24 protein-coding genes are annotated in these 18,774 nt (G+C 62.3%); 11 read left to right on the top strand and 13 right to left on the bottom strand.

Annotated features, from left to right (window positions below; genetic code table 11):
• Positions 1–635: 635 nt before the first annotated feature.
• On the bottom strand, positions 636–1,154 hold the full coding sequence (locus KBY74_RS09040; RefSeq protein WP_254942407.1) for a glycosyltransferase: 519 nt from the start codon (positions 1,152–1,154) through the stop codon (positions 636–638).
• Positions 1,155–1,243: 89 nt separating this feature from the next.
• Here KBY74_RS09040 and KBY74_RS09045 point away from each other — a divergent pair, with 89 nt between their 5' ends.
• The gene (locus KBY74_RS09045; protein ID WP_254942408.1) at positions 1,244–2,347 is read left to right on the top strand and encodes a histidinol-phosphate transaminase; all 1,104 of its coding nucleotides are present in this window, start codon (positions 1,244–1,246) and stop codon (positions 2,345–2,347) included.
• On the opposite strand, the gene KBY74_RS09050 is transcribed toward KBY74_RS09045, so the two are convergent.
• The 6 genes from KBY74_RS09050 to prfB all read right to left on the bottom strand — a co-directional run bounded on the left by KBY74_RS09050 (position 2,344) and on the right by prfB (position 6,004).
• The gene (locus tag KBY74_RS09050; protein ID WP_254942409.1) at positions 2,344–3,078 is read right to left on the bottom strand and encodes an MBL fold metallo-hydrolase; all 735 of its coding nucleotides are present in this window, start codon (positions 3,076–3,078) and stop codon (positions 2,344–2,346) included. The genes KBY74_RS09045 and KBY74_RS09050 overlap by 4 nt on opposite strands.
• A gap of 24 nt (positions 3,079–3,102) precedes the next feature.
• Positions 3,103–3,720, bottom strand: a complete 618-nt coding sequence (locus KBY74_RS09055; RefSeq protein WP_254942410.1) for an aminodeoxychorismate/anthranilate synthase component II — start codon at positions 3,718–3,720, stop codon at positions 3,103–3,105.
• Positions 3,721–3,743: 23 nt separating this feature from the next.
• A complete protein-coding gene (locus tag KBY74_RS09060; protein WP_241518315.1) occupies positions 3,744–4,181 on the bottom strand; it encodes a diacylglycerol kinase family protein in 438 nt (145 codons plus the stop codon).
• Entirely contained in the window at positions 4,178–4,711 is a 534-nt protein-coding gene (ybeY, locus tag KBY74_RS09065; RefSeq protein WP_254942411.1) for an rRNA maturation RNase YbeY, read from the bottom strand. Before ybeY ends, KBY74_RS09060 begins: the two co-directional genes overlap by 4 nt.
• 1 nt (position 4,712) lies before the next feature.
• Entirely contained in the window at positions 4,713–4,883 is a 171-nt protein-coding gene (locus KBY74_RS09070; RefSeq protein ID WP_106632705.1) for a DUF3285 domain-containing protein, read from the bottom strand.
• A protein-coding gene (gene prfB / locus KBY74_RS09075; RefSeq protein ID WP_254942412.1) for a peptide chain release factor 2 occupies positions 4,876–6,004 on the bottom strand; the annotation gives its coding sequence in 2 pieces (ribosomal slippage) (positions 4,876–5,928 and positions 5,930–6,004; 1,128 coding nt in all). Before prfB ends, KBY74_RS09070 begins: the two co-directional genes overlap by 8 nt.
• Positions 6,005–6,193: 189 nt before the next feature.
• Between prfB and grxC the strand changes: the two genes are divergently transcribed.
• Positions 6,194–6,454 carry a glutaredoxin 3 gene (gene grxC, locus KBY74_RS09080; RefSeq protein ID WP_254942413.1) on the top strand — a complete coding sequence of 87 codons (261 nt, stop codon included), beginning with the start codon at positions 6,194–6,196 and terminating at the stop codon, positions 6,452–6,454.
• Between the two features lie 3 nt (positions 6,455–6,457).
• Positions 6,458–7,420 (top strand): glutathione synthase, encoded by a 963-nt coding sequence (gshB, locus tag KBY74_RS09085; protein WP_254942414.1) that lies wholly within the window; start codon positions 6,458–6,460, stop codon positions 7,418–7,420.
• Here the strand turns inward: gshB and KBY74_RS09090 are convergent.
• A complete protein-coding gene (locus KBY74_RS09090; protein ID WP_261360349.1) occupies positions 7,390–8,847 on the bottom strand; it encodes an isochorismate synthase in 1,458 nt (485 codons plus the stop codon). The two genes, gshB and KBY74_RS09090, sit on opposite strands and share 31 nt — an antisense overlap.
• Positions 8,848–8,918: 71 nt before the next feature.
• Here KBY74_RS09090 and menA point away from each other — a divergent pair, with 71 nt between their 5' ends.
• The 5 genes from menA to KBY74_RS09115 are packed head-to-tail and all read left to right on the top strand — an operon-like array spanning position 8,919 to position 12,503.
• Positions 8,919–9,866, top strand: a complete 948-nt coding sequence (menA, locus tag KBY74_RS09095; RefSeq protein WP_254942415.1) for a 2-carboxy-1,4-naphthoquinone phytyltransferase — start codon at positions 8,919–8,921, stop codon at positions 9,864–9,866.
• Positions 9,863–10,852: an o-succinylbenzoate synthase gene (gene menC / locus KBY74_RS09100; protein ID WP_254942416.1), complete on the top strand. Its 990-nt coding sequence runs from the start codon at positions 9,863–9,865 to the stop codon at positions 10,850–10,852. Before menA ends, menC begins: the two co-directional genes overlap by 4 nt.
• Positions 10,849–12,087, top strand: a complete 1,239-nt coding sequence (locus KBY74_RS09105) for an AMP-binding protein (protein ID WP_254942417.1) — start codon at positions 10,849–10,851, stop codon at positions 12,085–12,087. The genes menC and KBY74_RS09105 overlap by 4 nt, the downstream gene beginning before the upstream one ends.
• A complete protein-coding gene (locus KBY74_RS09110; protein ID WP_254942418.1) occupies positions 12,071–12,337 on the top strand; it encodes a TM2 domain-containing protein in 267 nt (88 codons plus the stop codon). The genes KBY74_RS09105 and KBY74_RS09110 overlap by 17 nt, the downstream gene beginning before the upstream one ends.
• Positions 12,338–12,362: 25 nt before the next feature.
• Positions 12,363–12,503, top strand: coding sequence for a hypothetical protein (locus KBY74_RS09115; protein WP_254942419.1), 141 nt, complete (start codon positions 12,363–12,365; stop codon positions 12,501–12,503).
• Here KBY74_RS09115 and KBY74_RS09120 read toward each other — a convergent pair.
• Together KBY74_RS09120 and KBY74_RS09125 are read right to left on the bottom strand one after the other, a co-directional pair.
• Entirely contained in the window at positions 12,500–12,955 is a 456-nt protein-coding gene (locus KBY74_RS09120; RefSeq protein ID WP_254942420.1) for a thioesterase family protein, read from the bottom strand. The genes KBY74_RS09115 and KBY74_RS09120 overlap by 4 nt on opposite strands.
• Positions 12,945–14,129: an NAD(P)H-quinone oxidoreductase subunit H gene (locus KBY74_RS09125; protein ID WP_254942421.1), complete on the bottom strand. Its 1,185-nt coding sequence runs from the start codon at positions 14,127–14,129 to the stop codon at positions 12,945–12,947. The genes KBY74_RS09120 and KBY74_RS09125 overlap by 11 nt, the downstream gene beginning before the upstream one ends.
• A gap of 171 nt (positions 14,130–14,300) precedes the next feature.
• Here KBY74_RS09125 and KBY74_RS09130 point away from each other — a divergent pair, with 171 nt between their 5' ends.
• Genes KBY74_RS09130 through KBY74_RS09140 form a run of 3 tightly spaced genes read left to right on the top strand, consistent with a single transcriptional unit; the run spans position 14,301 to position 16,035 of the window.
• Positions 14,301–14,870, top strand: coding sequence for a hypothetical protein (locus tag KBY74_RS09130; RefSeq protein ID WP_254942422.1), 570 nt, complete (start codon positions 14,301–14,303; stop codon positions 14,868–14,870).
• Positions 14,871–14,876: 6 nt separating this feature from the next.
• A complete protein-coding gene (gene rsmH, locus KBY74_RS09135; RefSeq protein WP_254942423.1) occupies positions 14,877–15,761 on the top strand; it encodes a 16S rRNA (cytosine(1402)-N(4))-methyltransferase RsmH in 885 nt (294 codons plus the stop codon).
• Between the two features lie 52 nt (positions 15,762–15,813).
• The gene (locus KBY74_RS09140; protein WP_254942424.1) at positions 15,814–16,035 is read left to right on the top strand and encodes a hypothetical protein; all 222 of its coding nucleotides are present in this window, start codon (positions 15,814–15,816) and stop codon (positions 16,033–16,035) included.
• Between the two features lie 32 nt (positions 16,036–16,067).
• Here the strand turns inward: KBY74_RS09140 and KBY74_RS09145 are convergent, their stop codons facing one another.
• From KBY74_RS09145 to KBY74_RS13870, 3 genes are read right to left on the bottom strand one after another with little or no spacing between them, the layout of a single operon-like run.
• Positions 16,068–16,727, bottom strand: a complete 660-nt coding sequence (locus tag KBY74_RS09145) for a phosphatase PAP2 family protein (protein ID WP_254942425.1) — start codon at positions 16,725–16,727, stop codon at positions 16,068–16,070.
• The gene (locus KBY74_RS09150) at positions 16,728–18,473 is read right to left on the bottom strand and encodes a glycosyltransferase family 39 protein (RefSeq protein WP_254942426.1); all 1,746 of its coding nucleotides are present in this window, start codon (positions 18,471–18,473) and stop codon (positions 16,728–16,730) included.
• The gene (locus tag KBY74_RS13870; protein WP_396123170.1) at positions 18,454–18,684 is read right to left on the bottom strand and encodes a phosphatase PAP2 family protein; all 231 of its coding nucleotides are present in this window, start codon (positions 18,682–18,684) and stop codon (positions 18,454–18,456) included. Before KBY74_RS13870 ends, KBY74_RS09150 begins: the two co-directional genes overlap by 20 nt.
• Positions 18,685–18,774: the final 90 nt, after the last annotated feature.

The following is an 18,774-nucleotide window of genomic DNA, read 5'->3' on the forward strand; positions in this document are numbered from 1 at the left end:
GGCAAATAAACAATGCATAGCCTATTTCCGTAAGAACTATGGTATCTGGGGGGCTTGACGAGGTTTTTGGCTGCTGTGGGTTGCGTGAGCTCTAGCGCTTAGGTTCAGGCTGGTTCCCATTTAGCTGGGGGGCCAAGTCCGGCTGCTGCGGATGTGGTGCATGCAGCCGGCGCTCTACTCTGAAAACCCTGTTTAACACCTCGCTGGGGTTCTGGAAAGTGGGTCGTTGTCATAGCGGGTGGCGCAGTATTTAAAAAATACTTCTAGGGCTATGAATGCACTGTAAAGAAATCCTTCGCTCCCGCTCAGGAATGATAATTTGACAAAGTAGAGATTCAGGAAGCGAGGAATAGCATGCATTAGGCCGATCAAAACGCCAACTTTTTTCCCGGATTCCCTCAATTTAATTACGGCGAGCTGTGAGTACTGCCCCAGCTTGAGCAGGCTTTGGTATACAGTTCTGCGTGAATAGTGAACAAGCTTTGTGTTAAAAGCTTAGCTCCTTTATTCCCCCTGAGGATTGCGCTCTTGTGAACTTGTCCCCCAAATTGGAGTATATCGTTAATTCTAAAAATCCTAGCTACTCCTTTTGTTTGGTGAGCACCGCGTAGGCGCGTGCCAAATGCGAATTCGTCCTATCGTATTAATCCTTGGTTTATCGCCCCGAGTTGGACGGCTTCCAGTATTTCTTTGGCAAGATTTTCGGGTATAATTTCATCGCAGTCAAGGAAGAATGCATGGTCGCCTCTACAATGCTGGAGTGCACGGTTGCGTTGCATGGCAAATCCATGCCAGTCGGGATAGTGCTGCGTTTCTGCCCCTGGTGATTTCGCGATTGCAAAGGTATTGTCGCTGCTGCCTGAATCAATGACAAGAATCTGTTCTGCAAAGTTTGCGGATTGAATGCACCTGCTAATCATGTCCGCCTCGTTGAGGGCGAGAACGGCGATGGTTGGGTTATTGGCTTTGTTTTCTTTGCCGATCATGCGTTGCCCCGTTGGTATTTTGAGCGAGAGCCATGGATTCGTGTTTTTATTTTGATCGGCAGCATATTTGAATTTGGCCTGTGATCTGGTTGGGTTCAAGCGGCTGGTTGTTGCTTGGGGGCTGCCGCTAAAAGCACAAGAAATACATTTGACGATCTCATCGGTCAAGTACTTGATGGTCAATCAGCGTTGGAGGTGGGAGAGGGCATCGCGCTTGGATTGTCGAGACAAAAGTTGAACGCGTAGAGTGTGAGTCTATGGCCAATTTGATGTTGTTTCCAGGGTCTCCCCGGGCTCGGGCGGAGGTTGAGAGCCTCCAGGCCTACAGCGCTCCGCTTGAGGGCCGCCGGGGCCTGCTTCGGCTTGACTTCAATGAGAACACCGTGGGGCCCAGTCCGCAGGTGGTGGAGGCAATCCGCGCCATCCCCCCCGATCAGTACGCCGTCTATCCCGAGTACGACGGCCTGCGGGAGGCGGTGGTTGCCAACCTCGCTGCAGCTGGCCTCGGCCAGCCGCTCACCCCAGAGCAGATCGGCCTCTTCAACGGCGTAGACGCCGCACTTCATGCCATTTTTCATGCCTATGGCGACCGGGGCGACACGCTGCTGACCACATCGCCCACCTTCGGCTACTACACCCCCTGCGCCCAGATGCAGGGAATGGCGATTGAGGCGATTCCCTACCTGCTGCCGGATTTTGGCTTCCCCCTGGAGGCGCTGCGCGGGGCACTACAGGGCTGCCCGCGCATCCTGCTGATCTGCAATCCAAACAACCCCACCGGCACCCGGCTGGCGCCGGAGCTGATCCTGGAGCTGGCGGCCTCGGCGCCTGGCACCCTCGTGGTGGTGGATGAGCTCTATGAGGCTTTCACTGGCGACAGCGTGCTGCCATCCGCCGATTTCGCTGCCACACCGAATTTGCTGGTGCTGCGCTCACTCGCTAAAACCGCAGGCCTGGCTGGTCTTCGCATCGGTTTTGCCATTGGGGCTGCGCCGGTGATTGATCGCATCGGGCGCGTCACGGGGCCCTACGACATCAACAGCTTCGCCGTGACTGCCGCCCATGCGGCCTTGGCGGACCAGGCCTATGTGGATACCTATGTGGCCGAGGTGATGCGGGCCCGCGACTGGATCGTTCAGAAACTCCAGGCGGCTGGGGTGCGCCACCACACCGCAGGTGGCAACTACCTGCTGATCTGGCCCGAGCACCCGGTTGAGGAGGTGGAGCAGAGGCTGCGGCAGGCGGGCATCCTGGTGCGCTCGATGGCGGCCAAACCTCTGATCGACGGCTCCTTGCGGGTGAGCATCGGCACCACCGAGCAGATGCAGCGTTTCTGGGCTGCCTATCTGCAGGCCGCTTAGCGCATTACCTCGATCACCATGCCATCGCCGAGCTTGCCCGGCAGGCTGAGGGTGCGGCCAGGTCGCTTCACCGGGGTGCCGGCCATGGCATCAAGGAAAGGTTGCACCGTGGTTTGGTCGCAGTCCTTGGGGGTTTTGCCGCTCACAAATTGCACCGGGATCACGCGGCGGGGCTGGAGCTCGCGCACCACTTCGGCGGCTTCGGCACCGGTGTACACCTTGGCGCCGCCACCCACGCCGATGATAAGTACGTCGGGACGACCCAACATCACCTTGTCGGCGGGGCTGAGCCGGGCCGCGGTGCCACCTAGGTGGGCGATGTCGAGGCCGCCCTGCTTCCAGCGCCACAGGGTTGATTGGCCGAAGCGGCGCCCACCAACACGGTCGTGGGGGCCGGCGATGCCTTCGATTGAAAGGCCACTCACCTTGAAGGAGCCTGGATCCACCAGCATCTTGCCCTTGGCCACCGGGGCACCCTCATCCAGTAGCCGGCTGCTGGCCAGGATCACCGTGGCACTCACCCGGGGTTCGGCCAGTCCGGCGGCACAGGCCACTGCTTTAAAGGGGTTAACCAGCACGCTGGCCCCACCGCCACTGATCAGCAAGGCGCTGTGGCCGTAGCTGGTGATCGTGACGCCGCTGCCAGCTAGGGCTGGGCCAGTTGCCAGCAATGCGGCGCCCAGGCCGAGCGAACTCAAGCTGAGAGCAGCGAAGGTGGGCAGAGGGCGCATGGAGAAGCGGCAATCGCTGTGAAGCTAACCCAACTGACCTGCTACGGCTGGCTGGCTGGCCAGGCGCAGGAAGTTGGCCAGCAGGGCGTGACCCTCTTGGGTGAGCACGCTTTCGGGGTGGAACTGCACTCCCTGAATGTGGGGGAAATCGCGGTGGCGCAGGCCCATGATCGTGCCGTCGTCGAGCCAGGCGGTGATTTCGAGGCAGTCGGGCAGCGTCTCGCGCTCGGCGATCAGGCTGTGGTAGCGGGTGGCGGTGAGCGGGTTGGGCAGCCCCTCAAACACTCCCTTGCCGCTGTGGTGCACCGGCGAGGTTTTGCCGTGCATCAGCTCCTTGGCCCGCACCACCTTGCCGCCGTACACCTGGGCGATCGACTGGTGGCCCAGGCAAACCCCCAGGGTGGGGATGGTGGGGCTGAGCTGTTGCAGGACCTCCAGGCAGACCCCCGACTGGTCGGGGTCGCCGGGACCCGGTGAAATCAGGATGGCGGCGGGGGCCAGGGCGCGGATCTGCTCCAGGGTCAGGGCGTCATTGCGCTCCACCCTCAGCTCAGCGGCAATCGGGTGCTCCGCCGCCAGCTCGCCCAGGTACTGCACCAGGTTGAAGGTGAAGCTGTCGTAGTTGTCGAGAACGAGAAGCATCGCCGCGCCAGGCCTGCCCCCATTCAAAGGCCCAGCCGGCTCAGCAGCGGCGGCACAAGCAGCAGCAGGGCGATCATTAGTGATGACAGGGCCGCCACCAGCACCGCAGCGGCGGCGCAGTCCTTGGCAATCCTGGCCAGGGGGTGGAACTGGCGGCCGATGGCCAGATCCACCACCGCTTCGGTGGCGGTGTTGAGCAACTCCAGCACCAGCACGGCCGCCACGGTGAGCACCAGCACGGCCAGTTGGGCCGTGGGTAGTTGCAGCCACAGCCCCAGGCCAAAGACCACCGCCCCGGTGATCACATGGATGCGGAAGTTGCGCTGGCTGGCAAAGCCATAGGCCAGGCCCTGGGCGGCATAACGAAAACTCGCCGGCAGGTCACTGGCCACAGTCCAGGCCCGGGCCCTGAGGCGGCGCCCACGAGTTTCTGGGGTCGGTAAGGGGCGCAGGTTGATCATGGCTCCGCCGGCACCTTAACCAGCCTTTCCTGGCGCGCCAGCATGGCGGCGAGGCTGGTTTCGTCGGGGTGGTCCCAGCCCAGCAGGTGCAGCAGGCCATGGCTAGCCAGAAACAGCAGTTCCTGCTCCAGGTCGTGGCCATGCTCCGGTGCCTGGCGGGCTGCCGTTTCTATGGAGATGAAAATGTCGCCCAGCTCCAGGGGCTCCGCCTCCCCGGATGCCGGCATTGGCGGGGCGCCATCGGTTGCTTCGTCCTGGGCGGCGAAGGCCAGCACGTCGGTGGGGCCTTCCTTCTGGCGCCAGTCGGCATTGAGCTCGGCGATTTCGGCGTCAGTCACGAGGCTCAGCCCCAGGCTGTAGGCGGGCGCTTGCAGGGCGGCTGGAAGCTCCGGGGCCAGCTGGTTTAGCCAGGCGCTCAAAAGGGCTTGCCAGTGATCGGCATCTGACAGCAGCGGGGCCACTTCCAGATCGGGATCAGCCAGGTCGGGATTAGCGCTAAAGGCCAGGTCGAGATCGGTCGAGGTGGCCATCTCAGCCTCCGGGTAGTTGGGGGCGGCCGAGCCAGGCGATCAGCACCAGGAAGCCCGTGAGCCCCAGGGCCGTAAGGCCGAAGTGAAACAGGCTTTGGCGGCCCTTGCGCACCATGTTGCGCATCGCCAGCTTGATGAAGCTGGGGTTTTCGCTGGGCTGGGGATCAGTCATCGCTGCCGCCTCCAGCTAGCTCGACGCCCGCATGCAGCAGGCTCTGGATGAAGGGATCGAGATCGCCGTCCATCACGCCCTGCACGTCGGTAGTTTCCTGCTGGGTGCGCAGATCTTTCACCATTTGATAGGGGTGAAACACGTAGTTGCGTATCTGGTTGCCCCAGGCCGCTTCCACAATGTCGCCGCGGATGTCGGCGATCTCGGAGGCCCGCTGCTCCTGGGCAATCACCAGCAACTTGGCCATCAATAGGGCCATCGCCTTCTCTTTGTTTTGTAGCTGGGAGCGCTCCTGGGTGCAGCGCACAAACAGGCCCGTGGGGATGTGCAGGATGCGCACGGCCGTTTCCACCTTGTTGACGTTCTGGCCGCCGGCGCCGCCCGAGCGCGAGGTGGTGATCTCCAGGTCCTTGTCGGGGATGTCGAGCTTCACGTCCTCATCGATCTGGGGCATCACCTCCACGCCGGCGAAGCTCGTCTGGCGTTTGTCGTTGGCATTGAAGGGGGAAATGCGCACCAGCCGGTGGGTGCCCTTTTCGTTGCGCAGATAGCCGTAGGCGTAGCGACCCTCGATCTCGATCGTGCAGCTCTTAATGCCCGCTTCTTCCCCTTCGCTGAGCTCGTCCACACTCACCTTCATGCCGTGGTCTTCGGCCCAGCGGGTGTACATGCGCATCAGCATCAGGGCCCAGTCCTGGGCGTCGGTGCCGCCGGCACCGGCGTTGATGCTGATCACGGCGCCCTCCTTGTCGTAGGGGCCGCTCAGCAGGCGCTCGAGCTCCCAGCGATCCAGGTCGGCTTTGAGGGACTGCAGGGCTTGGTTGGATTCGGCCAGCAGATCTTCATCGGGCTCGAGGCCGTAGAGCTCCACGGTGGCCTCCCCGTCGGAGACGCTGGCCTGCCATTTCGCCAATTGTTCAAGCTGGGCCTTCACCTCGTCGAGCTGGCGCATCTTGAGCTGGGCCTGCTTCTGGTCGTCCCAGAAGTCGCCCTGGGAGGCCAGCTGCTCCAGATCCTGTTGGCGGGCTTTCAGGGCCGGTACGTCAAAGACAGTCCTGGGCGTTGCCCAGGCGGTCAGTGAGCTCGGAGAGGTCGCGCTTGAAGTCGGTGAGATCGAGCACCGGTGCAGCTGGATAGTTGCTTGACGGTATCAGCGCCGGCCAGCTCCGCCGCTAGGGGGCGGGGCTGGGGGAGCGGTTTTGTTGATTGGCTAAGTCTTGGCTTAGCTAATTGATATAAGTGCGAGGCTTCCGGGCCCGCGCGCCCTGGCCCGCTTCTACGATCAACAAAACCTGACCGGAGCCGTCTAAATGGCCGCCACCGTTGAGATCTACACCTGGCGGGCCTGTCCCTTCTGTGTGCGCGCCAAGGCCCTACTCGACCGCAAGGGAGTGGCTTACGCCGAATTTGCCATCGATGGCGACGAGTCGGCCCGCTCGGCTATGGCGGCTAAGAGCGGCGGGAGCCGCAGCGTGCCCCAGACCTTCATCAATGGCCAGCACGTGGGTGGTTGCGACGATCTGCATGCCCTCGAACGCTCCGGCCAGCTCGACGTTCTGCTGGCGAGCTGAGCGGTGGCATCCCAACTGTTTGTGATCGATCCGATCGCCCGGCTCAATCCAGCCAAAGATTCCAGCGTTGCCCTGATGCAGGCAGCCCAGCGAGCGGGCGAGCAGGTGTGGGTGTGCACCATCGCCGATCTTTCTGCCGCCGCGGTGCCAGGAGACCCCCTGCAAGGCCCTCCCCCGCAAGGCCATGGCGCCTGGGTGGTGGCCACCCCCGTGAATTGCGAGCCCTGGTTTGAACTTGGCGATCCCCAGCTGCTGCCCCTCACCGCCTTTCCGCGGGTGTGGATGCGCAAGGACCCGCCGGTGGATGAGGCCTATCTCTATGCCACCCATCTGCTGGAGCTGGGGGAGCGTCAGGGAGTGCGGGTGCTCAACCGGCCCGCTTCGCTGCGGGCCTGGAACGAAAAACTCAGTGCCCTGCGTTGGAGCCAGCTGATGGCCCCCACCCTGGTGGCTAGTCGGGTGACAGCGCTGGCCGCTTTCACCGCCGAGCATGGCGAGGTGGTGCTTAAGCCCCTGGGGGGGCGGGCTGGCCAGGGGGTGGTATTTGCTTCTGCAGCAACGCCGGGGTTGCGGGCCCTGCTGGAGCTGGTGACTGGCCAGGAGCAGCTGCCGGTGATGGTGCAGGCCTTCCTGCCCGGGGTGAGCGCTGGTGATAAGCGCATCCTGCTGGTGGATGGCGAGCCCCTGGGGGCGGTGAATCGCATCCCCGCCGGTGGCGAGTTCCGCAGCAACCTGGCCGTGGGCGGTGCTCCGGAGGTAACGGAGCTCACGGCGGCGGAGAGGGCTATCTGTGCTGAGTTGGCGCCAGCGTTGCGGGCTGAAGGTTTGTTTTTTGTGGGCATCGATGTGATCGATGGCCGCCTCAGCGAGATCAATGTGACCAGCCCCACTGGCGTGCGGGAGGTGGAGCGGCTGGCCGGGATTCCCCTGGCGGATCAGACGATGGCGCGGCTGCTGGCTGCTTGATGGTCGGTGGCGCAGCTGAGCTGCTGCTGCAGTACGCCCAGTTTCAGGGCCACCTCCTGCAGCTCCCGCTCCACCGTTGAACCCCGCACTAGGCCGGCACCGGCGGTGAGCTCAAGCCGGTCGCCCCGCAGGGTGCCGCTGCGGATCGCCACCCGCAGGTCGGCGTCACCGGCGCTGTCGATCCAGCCGATTGGGGCGGCGTAGTGGCCCCGCTCGAAGGGCTCCAAGCTGCGCAGCCAGGCCATCGCCTCGCGCCGCGGCAGGCCCGCCACAGCCGGGGTGGGATGGAGGGCGGCGGCGATGCTCAGGGGCTGGTGCCGGCCCAGGGCTGCCGTGATCGGGGTGTGCAGATGCACCAGTTGGCCGTGGCGGGCCAGGCGTGGATGGCGCGGTCGCCGCGGGTTGAGGCCCGCTCTGGCGAGTACGGCGGTGATCGTGTCCACCACCAGCTCATGCTCATGGCGATCTTTGCAGGAGTGCAGCAGCCCTGCGGCCTGCTCTCCAGCTGGGGCGGTGCCCGCTAGGGCATCACTGCGCAGTTGCCCCTGGCGCACCGTGAGCAACCGTTCGGGGGAGGCGCCGATCAGGGCAGTCCCGCGGGCTTGCTGCCACAGAAAGCGGCAGCTGCCGCTCTGGTGGCGCCGTAGGGGGGCCAGCAGGGCCAGGGGATGGGGCGCGGCCTCAAGCTGCAGCTCCTGGCGCACGGCCAGCACCACTTTTTCCAGCTCGCCCCTCTCCACAAGCTCCAGTCCCCGCTCAACCGCGGAGCGGTAGCTCTCCTGCCATGGCGAACTGCGGTGGATGGCGATTCGACTGAGAACCCCTGGCTCCAGCCCGTCTTGTTGCACCAGGCGCTCCAGCCGGCGGGCCTGCTCCCACAGCTCTTCGGCTAGCTGACGCGGCGTCACGCCGCCGCCGAGGCTGCGCTGCAGCCGCAGCCAGCAGTGCTGGCCCTGGCGGCTCAGCTGCCAACGCGGCAGCACGGCCTGTACGCCAGGGATGGAGGTAGGCCCCGGCAGCAGGGACGCCTCAAAGAAGCCGAAGGCCAGTAGCACCCGCGGCCGGGCCAGGGGCGGGCCGCTCTCCGGGGTGGCTAGGCGGCTGAGGCAGGCGCTGGCAAAACGCTGGGCCAGCTCAAAGCGGCGCGGACCACTGAGCTCGAGGCTGTTGGTGCGGCCGGCGGCGGCGATGCAGAGCCCCGGTGCCCCGTCCCACAGGAAGCGGAAGCTGTCGCCACCTGGAGCCAGGGCTTCATCCTCGGGCTCCAGATGGGGCAGCAGCAGCATCGGGTCTCCGCCGGCCAGGGGTAGGGCCAGGCTGAGGACGCCTTCATCCTCCAGCTGGCGTGCCCGCTCGTTGGCGGCGACCAGCAAACTGGTGAATGAATCACCCGTTGAATCGGTGAAGGAAGAAGGGGCCTGCACCAGGAAGGGACGGGGCCGCGACGAAGAGCTGCTCAAATGTATGGGCCCTGCAGCGGCTGCCGCCTGCGGCCCCCATGACTGAGCCCAAGGTCGTCGCAAGCCGTTACGCCAATTCCGTCGATCGCCGCCGCCTATGGCAGGCGGCGATCAAGTGGCCGATGTACGCCGTGGCGGTGATGCCGGTGCTGCTGGCCGCCGGCTGGCGCCTAGGCCAGGCCCTGCCGGTGCGGTTTGACCAGCTGCTGCTGTTTCTGTTGGCGGCGGTGCTGCTGCTGGCCTGGGAAAACCTGGCCAACGATGTTTTTGATGCCGATACCGGCGTGGATGCCGACGGCAAGCCCCATTCCCTGGTGAATCTCACCGGCCGGCGCGATCGGGTGGCCGGGCTGGCCAACGGCTGCCTGCTGCTGGGCCTGGCTCTGATGGCGCTGGTGGCCTGGCGCAGCAGCCCGGCGGTGCTGGCTTTGGTGCTGGCCTGCTGCGGCCTGGGCTACCTGTATCAGGGGCCGCCGTTTCGGCTCGGCTATCGGGGCCTGGGTGAGCCCCTCTGCTGGCTTGCTTTTGGCCCCTTGGCCACCGCCGCCGGCCTGCTGGCTTTGGCGCCAGCGGGGGCCAGCGGGGTGCCCTGGCGCATCGCCCTGGCCCTTGGCAGTGGCCCGGCCTTCGCTACCACCCTGGTGCTGTTCTGCTCCCATTTCCACCAGGTTGATGAGGACGCCGCCCATGGCAAGCGTTCGCCGGTGGTGCATCTGGGTACGGCGGCTGCCTCGGGGTTGGTGCCCTGGTTTGTGGCCGGTTGCCTGGCCCTGCAGTGGGCGCCGGTGCTGCTGGGCCAGTGGCCGCTCACGGCCCTGCTCGGCGTGATCGGTCTGCCGCCGGCCCGTCAGCTGATCGCCCTGTTGCAGCGCCACCATGGCGAGCCTGGGCGGATTAGCGGCAGCAAATTTCTGGCCCTGCGCTTTCAGGCGCTCAATGGTTTGGGTTTGGCCCTGGGCCTGGCCCTGGGGCGCTTCACAGGATGAGCCAGGGGGGCCTGCTGCAGTTGCAGTGGCGGCCCTTCGGCTTCGCCCTGCCCCAGCCCCTGGTTACGGCTGCAGGCACCGTGCAGCAGCGGCGCGGCTGGCTGTTGCGCTTGCAGAGCCCCCAGGGCGATCTGGGCTGGGGCGAGGCCGCGCCCCTCGATGGCCAGCTGGAGCCACTGGCGGCGGCCCTCGCTGCTTTGGATGCCAGCTATGGGACAGCCGAACTCGAGAGGTTGCTGCAGGCGGGCCAGTTGCCCCCAACCCTTGCCTTTGCCCTCGGGGCTGCCCTGGCCGAGCTGGCCGGCTTGCCGCAGCGCCGCTGGCTGCCGCCTCCCCCTGCGGCCCGGCTGCTGCCGGCAGGAGCTGCCGCCATTGAGGTTTTGGAGCAGCTTGGGCCCGAGCTGGGGCCGGCTCCGGTGTTCAAGTGGAAACTGGCCGTTTGTGCCGATGGCTTGGAGCGCGAGCTGCTGGAGCAGCTGCTGCAGCGCCTGCCAGCAACCGCCCGCCTGCGCCTGGATGCCAATGGCGGCTGGAGCCGGGCCACGGCGTCGGCCTGGGCCGGGCGTTTGGCGGGCGAGCCGCGGCTGCAGTGGCTGGAGCAGCCCCTAGCCCCGGCCGACCAGGCGGGCCTGGAGGCCTTGGCGGCCCAGGTTCCCGTGGCTCTGGATGAATCGTTGCAGTGCGACCCGGGCCTGCGCAGCAGTTGGCCGGGCTGGCAGGTGCGCCGCCCCAGCCAGGAGGGGGACCCACGAGTGCTGCTGGCGGCCCTGGAGCGGGGCAGGCCGCGGCTGATGCTCAGCACAGCCTTTGAAACCGGCATCGGCCGCCGCTGGCTAGAGCATCTGGCAGCCCTGCAGGCCGAGGGTCCCACGCCGGCGGCGCCGGGCTTGGCGCCGGGTTGGCAAGCCCCCGGAGCCCTGGCCAGCGCCGATCCGGCAGCGGTGTGGGCTGCCGCCGCCCAAATCAGCCGAGATCAGCAGCAATGACGCCAGAGCAGTTGCAAAAGCTCTGGGATGCCGGCCGCTTGGCGGCCTTGGCGGGCCCGGCCGCCAGCGACCAGCAGGCTTTGGCGGCGGCGATCGGGCCCGATGGCCTTGGCTCTTTGGAGAAGTGTTGGGGGCCGGGGGTGGTGCTGGGTAGTGGCGGCAGCACGGGCGGTCGCCGCTGGTGCCTGCAGCCCCTGGCCCACCTGCAGGCTTCGGCGTCGGCCACGGGCCGCTGGCTGGAGGGGTTGGGGCTGGATCCGGCGAGCTGCCTGCACCTCAACTCCCTGCCTTTGCATCACGTCAGTGGGCTGCTGCCCTGGGTGCGGGCCCAGCACTGGGGTGCCGGCCACCAGCGCCTTGATCCGGCCTGGATGCGCGATCCGGCCCTGTTGGCTGCGGCTGCCCCGCTGGATCCAGGCCGTCCGGCCTTGCTTTCCCTGGTGCCTACCCAGCTGCAGCGGCTGCTGGCTGCTGCCGAGGGCGTGGCCTGGCTGCAGCGTTTGGCCCTGATCTGGGTGGGTGGGGCGCCGTTGCCGCCGGCGCTGGCGGAGCGGGCCAGGCTGGCCGGGTTGCGGCTGGCCCCTTGCTACGGGGCCACGGAAACGGCGGCGATGGTGTGTGCCCTAGCCCCCGAAGCTTTCCTGGCGGGCGCTTCGGGCTGCGGTCTGCCTTTAAAAGGTTTGGAGCTGCGGCTAGGGGAGGAACAGGCCGTTGAGGTGCGCTGTGAGCGGCTCAGTCCGGGCTGGCTGGAGGCTGGCCGGCTCCAGCCCCTGCCGCGCACGGCCGATGGCTGGTGGCGCAGTGGCGATGCCGGCCGGCTGGGCCCAGCGGGGCTGGAGCTGCTGGGACGCCTCGATGGGGCCATTCACAGCGGCGGTGAAACCGTGTTTCCGGAGGTGCTGGAGCAGCGGCTGGCGCAGCTGGCCGAGGCCGCTGGCTTGCCACTGGAGGCGCTTTTGCTGCTGCCAATCGATGATCCCAACTGGGGCCAGCGACTGGTGGCCCTGGTGCGGCCCGGCTCGCCCCAGCAAGGTGGGGAGGAGCTGCAGTTGGCGTTGCAGGCGATTTGTGATTCCTGGCCACCGGCCGAGCGCCCAGGTCGGTGGCTGCTCTGCCCCGAGTTGGCGCCAGCGGAGCTGGGCAAATGGCAACGAAATCATTGGCGGGCCTGGGTTGATCAGCTAAAAGCTGTTGAGGTCGTCTCTCCCGCGTCAGTCGATGTCGAGCCTGTCTGAGACCGAAATCAGCAATAAGAAGCTGGCGGCGGGTCTCACCGGAATCTTTCTGGGCGCCTTTGGGGTGCACAAATTCATTCTTGGCTACACCAAGCCGGCGGTAATCATGTTGGTGGTATCGCTTCTGACCTGCGGGGTGGGCTATTTTGTTTTTCAGGTCATTGGCATTATTGAGGGCATCATTTACTTGACGAAATCCAATGCAGAATTTGAAGCCGAATACCTAGATGGCCAAAAAGATTGGTTCTGAGCTCTTAGCCCGGGCCCCGGTTTTATTGCTTTTGTCTGGAGCTGGGGCCCTCAGTTTTGGCCTGGCTGCAGCTATTCCCCACGACGGCTTACATCCGCTGGCGCTGATGGCGGCCCTGTTGCCCCTGCAGTTGGCGGCGCTGCTTTATGTGTTCAGCCGGCCCTAAAGCGGCTGGATGCCCTGGCCCAGGCTCGATGCTTCCAGCCAGCGCTGCAGCCCAGCTGGCAAGGGGCAGCGCCGGCGGCTTGCCGTCTCGATCGCCAGATGCCTGGTGAGTGCCTTGGCTGCGGCCCTCTCGCCGCTGCGGAAGTTGTAGTGCACCTCAAAGCTGCCGGAATCGAGGCGCCGGGGTTCCAGCTGGATTGCTAGGGGGTCGCCGCAGACAAGGGGAGAAAGGAAGTCGGCGCTGCAATGCACTAGTGGCAGGGCAATGGCGGGTATGTGCGCCGGGGTGGGAAAGATTTCAGCGGCAGGCAGGCCATAGCGCTCCAGGCTTTCTTCGTAAGCCTCGTGGCACCAGCGCAGTAGCTGGTGGAAATGCATCACCCCGGCGGCATCGGTGTCCCCGAAGCGCACGGTGCGGCATAGCAGCAGCCAGCTGCTGGAATCAGCGATCAACCGATCCCATGATCACGTCGATTGAGCCGAGGATGGCCATGATGTCGGCCACCTTGGCCCCCTTGAGGATGTGGGGCAGGATTTGCAGGTTGTTGAAGTCGGCGGCGCGGATCTTGAAACGCCAGGGGGTGACGTCGTTGTTGCCCTGCAGGTACACCCCGATTTCGCCCTTGCCCGATTCCAGGCGGGTGTAGAGCTCACCCTCGGGAATCTTGAAGGTTGGGGCCACTTTCTTGGCCACATATTGATAATCAAAGCCGGCATATTCGCTGCCCTTGCCCTCCGCCATGCGGCGGGCCTCCAGGTGCTCGGTGGCTCCTCCGGGAATCATGGCGCAGGCCTGGCGCAGAATCTTGAGGGATTCGCGCATTTCCTTGACGCGCACCCGATAGCGGGCATAGCAGTCACCCTCCTGTTCGCAGACCACGTCCCAGTCGAAGTCGTCGTAGCACTCGTAGTGGTCGACCTTGCGCAGGTCCCAGGGCACCCCTGAGGCGCGCAGCATCGGGCCCGACAGGCTCCAATTGATCGCCATCTCGCGGCTAATCACACCTAGACCCTCAATTCGCTTACGGAAGATCGGGTTGTTGGTAATTAGCTTTTCGTATTCATCGATCTTGGGACCAAACCAGTCGCAGAAGTCGAGGCACTTTTCCAGCCAGCCGTATGGCAGATCAGCCGCCACCCCGCCAATGCGGAAATAGTTGTTGTTGATCAGCCGCTGACCGGTGGCCGCTTCCCACAGGTCGTAGATCATCTCCCGCTCGCGGAAGATGTAGAAGAACGGGGTCTGGGCGCCCACGTCAGCTAGGAAGGGGCCAAGCCAAAGCAGGTGGTTGGCGATGCGGTTTAGCTCCAGCATCAGCACCCGGATGTAGCTGGCGCGCTTGGGCACGGGCACATTGGCCAGCCGCTCCGGCGCGTTCACCACAATCGCCTCATAAAACATGCCAGCCGCATAGTCCATGCGGCTCACGTAGGGCACGAACATCACGTTCGTGCGGTTCTCGGCAATCTTCTCCATGCCGCGGTGGAGGTAGCCGATCACCGGCTCGCAATCCACCACGTCCTCGCCATCGAGGGTCACCACCAGCCGCAACACCCCGTGCATCGAGGGGTGGTGGGGGCCGAAGTTGACCACCATCGGTTCCGTGCGCGTCTCCAGCTGCGTCATGGGGCCGAGGGGTTAAGCGCTTTGCGGTGATCTTAGGAAGGAAGCGCCCGCTAAACGATCTCTGACGAAGAAGATCGCACCAACCCCCCCGGATAGGGCTCCTAAGCTCGGTGGGGCCGTGTTGAATCCGCGCAAACCATGGGTCAGCACCAGCCAGCGCCTTTACGAAAGATGGCGGCACCGGCAGCCGCCGCCCTCTCGCGCTGGCTGCTGGCTCCACACCAGCTCCGGGCGGCCCGCCAGCGCCAGCTGCTTATCGACAGCCTCACGGCAGTGCTTCCCACCTCGGAGGAGAGCAGCCAGGTGGGGTTGGCGATCCTGCAGGGCGCCCGGGCCCTCAGCCTGGCCGATGGCGATTTTGACCAGGAGGAATGGGAGCTTTTTTACTTCTGCATGAAGAGCCTGCGCCTCAGCGATGTCCTGCGCCAGAGCGCGGATTTGCATGGCCCACCCGATCCCAAGCGGATCAGCGCCAGCCTTGCCGCCATCGCAGATCCCATCCAACGGCTAGCCATTGCCCGCTGCTACTGCCTGTTTGCGGCGGCGGATGGGCAGGGAAAGGCGGCGGAGCTCGGTCTGTTGCAGACCCTGCTCCAGGTGCTTGGTCACCCGGAACTGGAGCGGGAGCTGCCCGAGCTCTGCCGCCGCTTTCGCCCTGCGCCCAGCTGGTGGGGTCGCTTTCGCCATGGCTTGGGCCAGCGGCTAGCCCGTTGGGCTTCTCCCCACCGCCGCCGCCGCTGAATGGCCATGGCTGATCCCGCCGGCAGCGGCTTGTTTGAACATGTGCCCGTGCTGGCCGAGGCGGTGCTGGCGGGCTTTGCTTGCCTGCCAGCAGGCCTGCTGATCGACTGCACCCTCGGCGGCGGCGGCCATAGCGAGCTGCTGCTGCAGGCCAATCCCGGCTTGCGACTTGTGGGGCTGGACCAGGACCCAAGCGCCCGTGCCGCCGCCGCCGAGCGCCTCGCCCCATTTGGCGATCGGGTCACAATCGTGGCCGCCAACTTCGCCGATTACATGCCTGCCGAGCCGGCCGTAGCGGTGCTGGCCGATCTGGGGGTGAGCAGTCCCCAGCTGGATGTGGCGGCCCGGGGCTTCAGCTTCCGGCTCGAGGGGCCGTTGGATATGCGCATGAACCCGGAGCGCGGCGAGACGGCTGGGGAGCTGCTTGATAGTGCCGGCGAGAGCGAGCTGGCAGATCTGATCTACGCCTACGGCGAGGAGCGGCTGTCTCGCCGTATCGCGCGCAAGCTCAAGGAGCAGGGGCCCTGGGCGCAGCGCCATACCGCCGAGCTGGCATACCTGGTGGCCGGTTGCTACCCACCGGCGGCGCGCCGCGGCCGCATTCATCCAGCCACACGCACCTTTCAGGCCTTGCGCATTGCCGTAAACGATGAGTTGGGGGTGTTGGACAAGCTGTTGCACAACGCCCCCAACTGGCTGGAACCAGGCGGGCTGCTGGCTGTGATCAGCTTCCACTCCCTTGAAGATCGGCGGGTGAAAACGGCCTTTCTGGCCGACGCTCGGCTGGAGCGGGTAACGCGCAAGGCGATTAAGGCCAGCCCCGAGGAGGCCGAAACCAATCCGCGCAGCCGTAGTGCCCGGCTGCGGGTGGCACAGCGGCGCAGTGAGTAGCTGGAGGATGACTAGATGCTATGTAAGGACGTCTGAGGAATTCAATTTGCCCATGCAAGAGAAACAAGCAAATTCGCTGGCGCTTGCCACATTCGTGATTGGATCCGTTATGGGGGGCGCACTCAATGCCACGCTTATGGGCAATATTCAGTATGAAGCGGGTATTAATGAGATTTACCACTGCGCGCGAAGCTATCAATCCCAAGCGCTCTCAATGGATCAGCTCGAAAGATGCCGCGTAATTGCTCGCAAGCTGCGCGATCCTGATAGGTAACCTATTGAATCTCTAATTGATTTAAAACACTTTTATTTGCTTGTCCGATTGTGCTTCCATGATTCTCTTCTTAGCCAAAGCCCTGCAAGATAGTTAGCAAAGCAGCCGACCAAGGCTCCAGCTGCTACATCGGTTGGGTAATGGGCGCCGCTGCTGATTCTTGTGAATCCGCAGCCAATCGCCATCCCCAGTGCGGGCCATCGCAGGGTTGGGAAGATCGTTATCAAGGCGAGACTTCCACCAAAAGCAACTGCGGCATGTGAGCTCGGCAGTCCTAGTCCACTTGTTGACCAGGCTCGTTCGGAGAAGGCCCGGAATACATACACTTCTTGGTCAATCGGACGCTCTCTGCGAATAATCAGTTTCAAAAACTCTGCAATAAGCCCTCCTAGGCCGGCGCTGAGACAGATCGATATGGCAGCCATTGTTAATGATATGCTATCTCTCTCAACCCTAAGTCTTAAAGGAGATGCAGAATCTGACCGGGGAAATGCCAGTGCTATCGAAATTGAAATCAATAACCATGTCCACATACTTCCACCAATCCTGAGGAGATAATAAACGTCTCCTTTTAGGACCCAGGCATTCGATTTAAAGAAGGATAGGATCTTGAAATCGCCAACCGCTATGATAATTCCAGCCAACAAGCAGGAAAATAGTATTTTTCTTATAGCTGCGTCTTGGTCGCCCATTTATTTAGATTTGTCTGTCTTGATCCAGTCACTTTTTAGGACCGAAAGATTGATAGGCTTCCCTTTGGAATAGTTATATCCGCTATATGCTCCCAGGATGAATACATTGCTAATGGACGAAAGTTGTTCTCTCGTTTTGTCGACGTCTTTTGATTCAACTATTAAAATGGATGTTGGGTGCTTTGCGGCATGCTGCATTATCCCATGAAGATCAGTCAATGTTGTCTCTGTGCCCAGATTAAAGACCAAGCTAGGCTCATGGTATGAGGCGGCGGCGACGGGCAATGCGCCAAAATTGTTGGAGTCAATAATTGATTTAATTTTTTCTGCTGGCCAAACATTATTTAGGTTTGGCAGAAAAGCTTCAAAAATAAGCCCAAAAACAACGACTGCAGATAGGGCTGAAGCATATAGCTGTCTTTTGGGGGTCTTGATCTTCCCTAATGCCAATACGCTGAAGATGCAAGTCAGAGCTATTAGGAGTGCGGCAACGGTTACGCTGCCGCTAGCCCAAATGCTTAGTAGGGGTATGCCAATAGCGAGGGCTAAGCCCGAAGCTATCCAGGCAAACATCCCAATCCTTTGTGGCCATTTAGATAGCCTAAGCAAAGAACCATCTTGTAGTCGATCGGGTTGAAAGATGCCAATGCCTGCCAGAAGGCATAGAGGTGGGATTAGTGGTAATACATAGTGAGGTAACTTTGTGGGTAATAATTCAAATATAATCCAAGCTGGCAGGAGCCAACCGCACAGGAATTGTGTTGTACGGCTAAGGGCTTCTGAAGATCTCCGTAGTCCTGCCCAAGCCTTGGGAAGCAATAGCCAGGAAGCAGGCCAGAGCAAAAATGGTGTGATTAACAGATATGTTCCTGGTGGGGCACCATGGCTTTCCTGGCCACTGACAATTTTGCTAAAAAAATCTTGGTGGATAGAATCCTGTACAAATTGCCCATCGCTAAGTGCCTGAATGCTGAAAAGCCATGGGCTAATTAATATTAAAGGGAGTAGTAGCCAGGGCCATGGTTGTATTTTGATTACTGTTGAGATGCTGCGATCTTTCCAGCAGATCCATGCCAAGGTCAATGAGGCAAGAACGGGTGCGACCGGCCCTTTGATCAATAATGCGACACCGAGACCAAGCCAAAAGAATAGGCGTGCGCGCAGAAGCTCATGAACCTTAGGCAAGCAATAAATCTGTGCGAGGCCTGCCTGCATGGCAACTATGGCAGCCAGTTGCATTGCATCTGTTTTTGCAAGATGAGCCTCAACTACGATTAAAAGGCTGCATGCCAGTAGAACTGCGGCGCAAAATGACTGGAGATTGCCGACTATTTTTCTAAATCCCAAATAGAGAAACAAAACAGCGCTTGTTGCTCCAATTGTGGAGGGCAATCGATAGGGGCTGCGCTCAGTGGTGGCTATTCCTATTTGTTTGGCTATTTTGCTGGCAGTTGCTTGCAGCCAGTAAATGCCCACAGGCTTTTTGTATCGTGGTTTGTCTTGAAAGCGAATATCGACTACGTTTCCAGTCGCCACCATTTGCTTTGTTGCTTGCATGTATCGGGATTCATCTCGATCTGTGGCTGGTAGGCTTGAGATACCTGGAAGGTATAGAAATAAACACAGTAAAACCAGTATTAATGTAGCGGTAATATCATTAGCCTGGATTTTGACCCTGATCCAGTTGTGAATCTTTTGAAATAAAATCTTCATTTGTATTGCCGGCTCATTGGCCTCGGTCAGCATGATTGGGTGCGGGAGCAAAAACTAACGCCCCCGCTATTCCTATTGCTGCGCCTATGCAAATATCGCTCAGGAAATGAGATAGGCTGTTTATTCTCTGAAATGATGCAAGTATTGCAAGGGCTATGAATACTGATCTGCCTCTTGGGTAAAACCAGCAGAGTGAAACTGCAAGGCCTGCCGCTACTGCCGCATGCCCTGAGGGAAAGCTCATTAGGGCAGATCTGCTAAGGAGACTCTGGAAAACCCAGCCTATCTGCGCGAAAATGAGCCTGTAACCGCATGCCAGGACTGGGTTGATGGG

Origin of the sequence: Cyanobium sp. A1C-AMD, from assembly GCF_024346495.1 — a bacterium.
Lineage (GTDB): Bacteria > Cyanobacteriota > Cyanobacteriia > PCC-6307 > Cyanobiaceae > Cyanobium_A > Cyanobium_A usitatum.

Excerpts from the sequence above, each read along its gene's own strand:
- KBY74_RS09070 (WP_106632705.1), bottom strand. The coding sequence starts at position 4,883 with ATGACTGATCCCCAGCCCAGCGAAAACCCCAGCTTCATCAAGCTGGCG.
- KBY74_RS09150 (WP_254942426.1), bottom strand. The coding sequence starts at position 18,473 with ATGCTGACCGAGGCCAATGAGCCGGCAATACAAATGAAGATTTTATTT.
- KBY74_RS09105 (WP_254942417.1), top strand. The coding sequence starts at position 10,849 with ATGACGCCAGAGCAGTTGCAAAAGCTCTGGGATGCCGGCCGCTTGGCG.
- menA (WP_254942415.1), top strand. The coding sequence starts at position 8,919 with ATGACTGAGCCCAAGGTCGTCGCAAGCCGTTACGCCAATTCCGTCGAT.
- grxC (WP_254942413.1), top strand. The coding sequence starts at position 6,194 with ATGGCCGCCACCGTTGAGATCTACACCTGGCGGGCCTGTCCCTTCTGT.
- KBY74_RS09110 (WP_254942418.1), top strand. The coding sequence starts at position 12,071 with ATGTCGAGCCTGTCTGAGACCGAAATCAGCAATAAGAAGCTGGCGGCG.
- KBY74_RS09060 (WP_241518315.1), bottom strand. The coding sequence starts at position 4,181 with ATGATCAACCTGCGCCCCTTACCGACCCCAGAAACTCGTGGGCGCCGC.
- rsmH (WP_254942423.1), top strand. The coding sequence starts at position 14,877 with ATGGCTGATCCCGCCGGCAGCGGCTTGTTTGAACATGTGCCCGTGCTG.
- KBY74_RS09125 (WP_254942421.1), bottom strand. The coding sequence starts at position 14,129 with ATGACGCAGCTGGAGACGCGCACGGAACCGATGGTGGTCAACTTCGGC.
- KBY74_RS09140 (WP_254942424.1), top strand. The coding sequence starts at position 15,814 with ATGCAAGAGAAACAAGCAAATTCGCTGGCGCTTGCCACATTCGTGATT.
- KBY74_RS13870 (WP_396123170.1), bottom strand. The coding sequence starts at position 18,684 with ATGAGCTTTCCCTCAGGGCATGCGGCAGTAGCGGCAGGCCTTGCAGTT.
- menC (WP_254942416.1), top strand. The coding sequence starts at position 9,863 with ATGAGCCAGGGGGGCCTGCTGCAGTTGCAGTGGCGGCCCTTCGGCTTC.
- KBY74_RS09045 (WP_254942408.1), top strand. The coding sequence starts at position 1,244 with ATGGCCAATTTGATGTTGTTTCCAGGGTCTCCCCGGGCTCGGGCGGAG.
- ybeY (WP_254942411.1), bottom strand. The coding sequence starts at position 4,711 with ATGGCCACCTCGACCGATCTCGACCTGGCCTTTAGCGCTAATCCCGAC.
- KBY74_RS09055 (WP_254942410.1), bottom strand. The coding sequence starts at position 3,720 with ATGCTTCTCGTTCTCGACAACTACGACAGCTTCACCTTCAACCTGGTG.
- KBY74_RS09130 (WP_254942422.1), top strand. The coding sequence starts at position 14,301 with ATGGCGGCACCGGCAGCCGCCGCCCTCTCGCGCTGGCTGCTGGCTCCA.
- KBY74_RS09050 (WP_254942409.1), bottom strand. The coding sequence starts at position 3,078 with ATGCGCCCTCTGCCCACCTTCGCTGCTCTCAGCTTGAGTTCGCTCGGC.
- KBY74_RS09145 (WP_254942425.1), bottom strand. The coding sequence starts at position 16,727 with ATGGGCGACCAAGACGCAGCTATAAGAAAAATACTATTTTCCTGCTTG.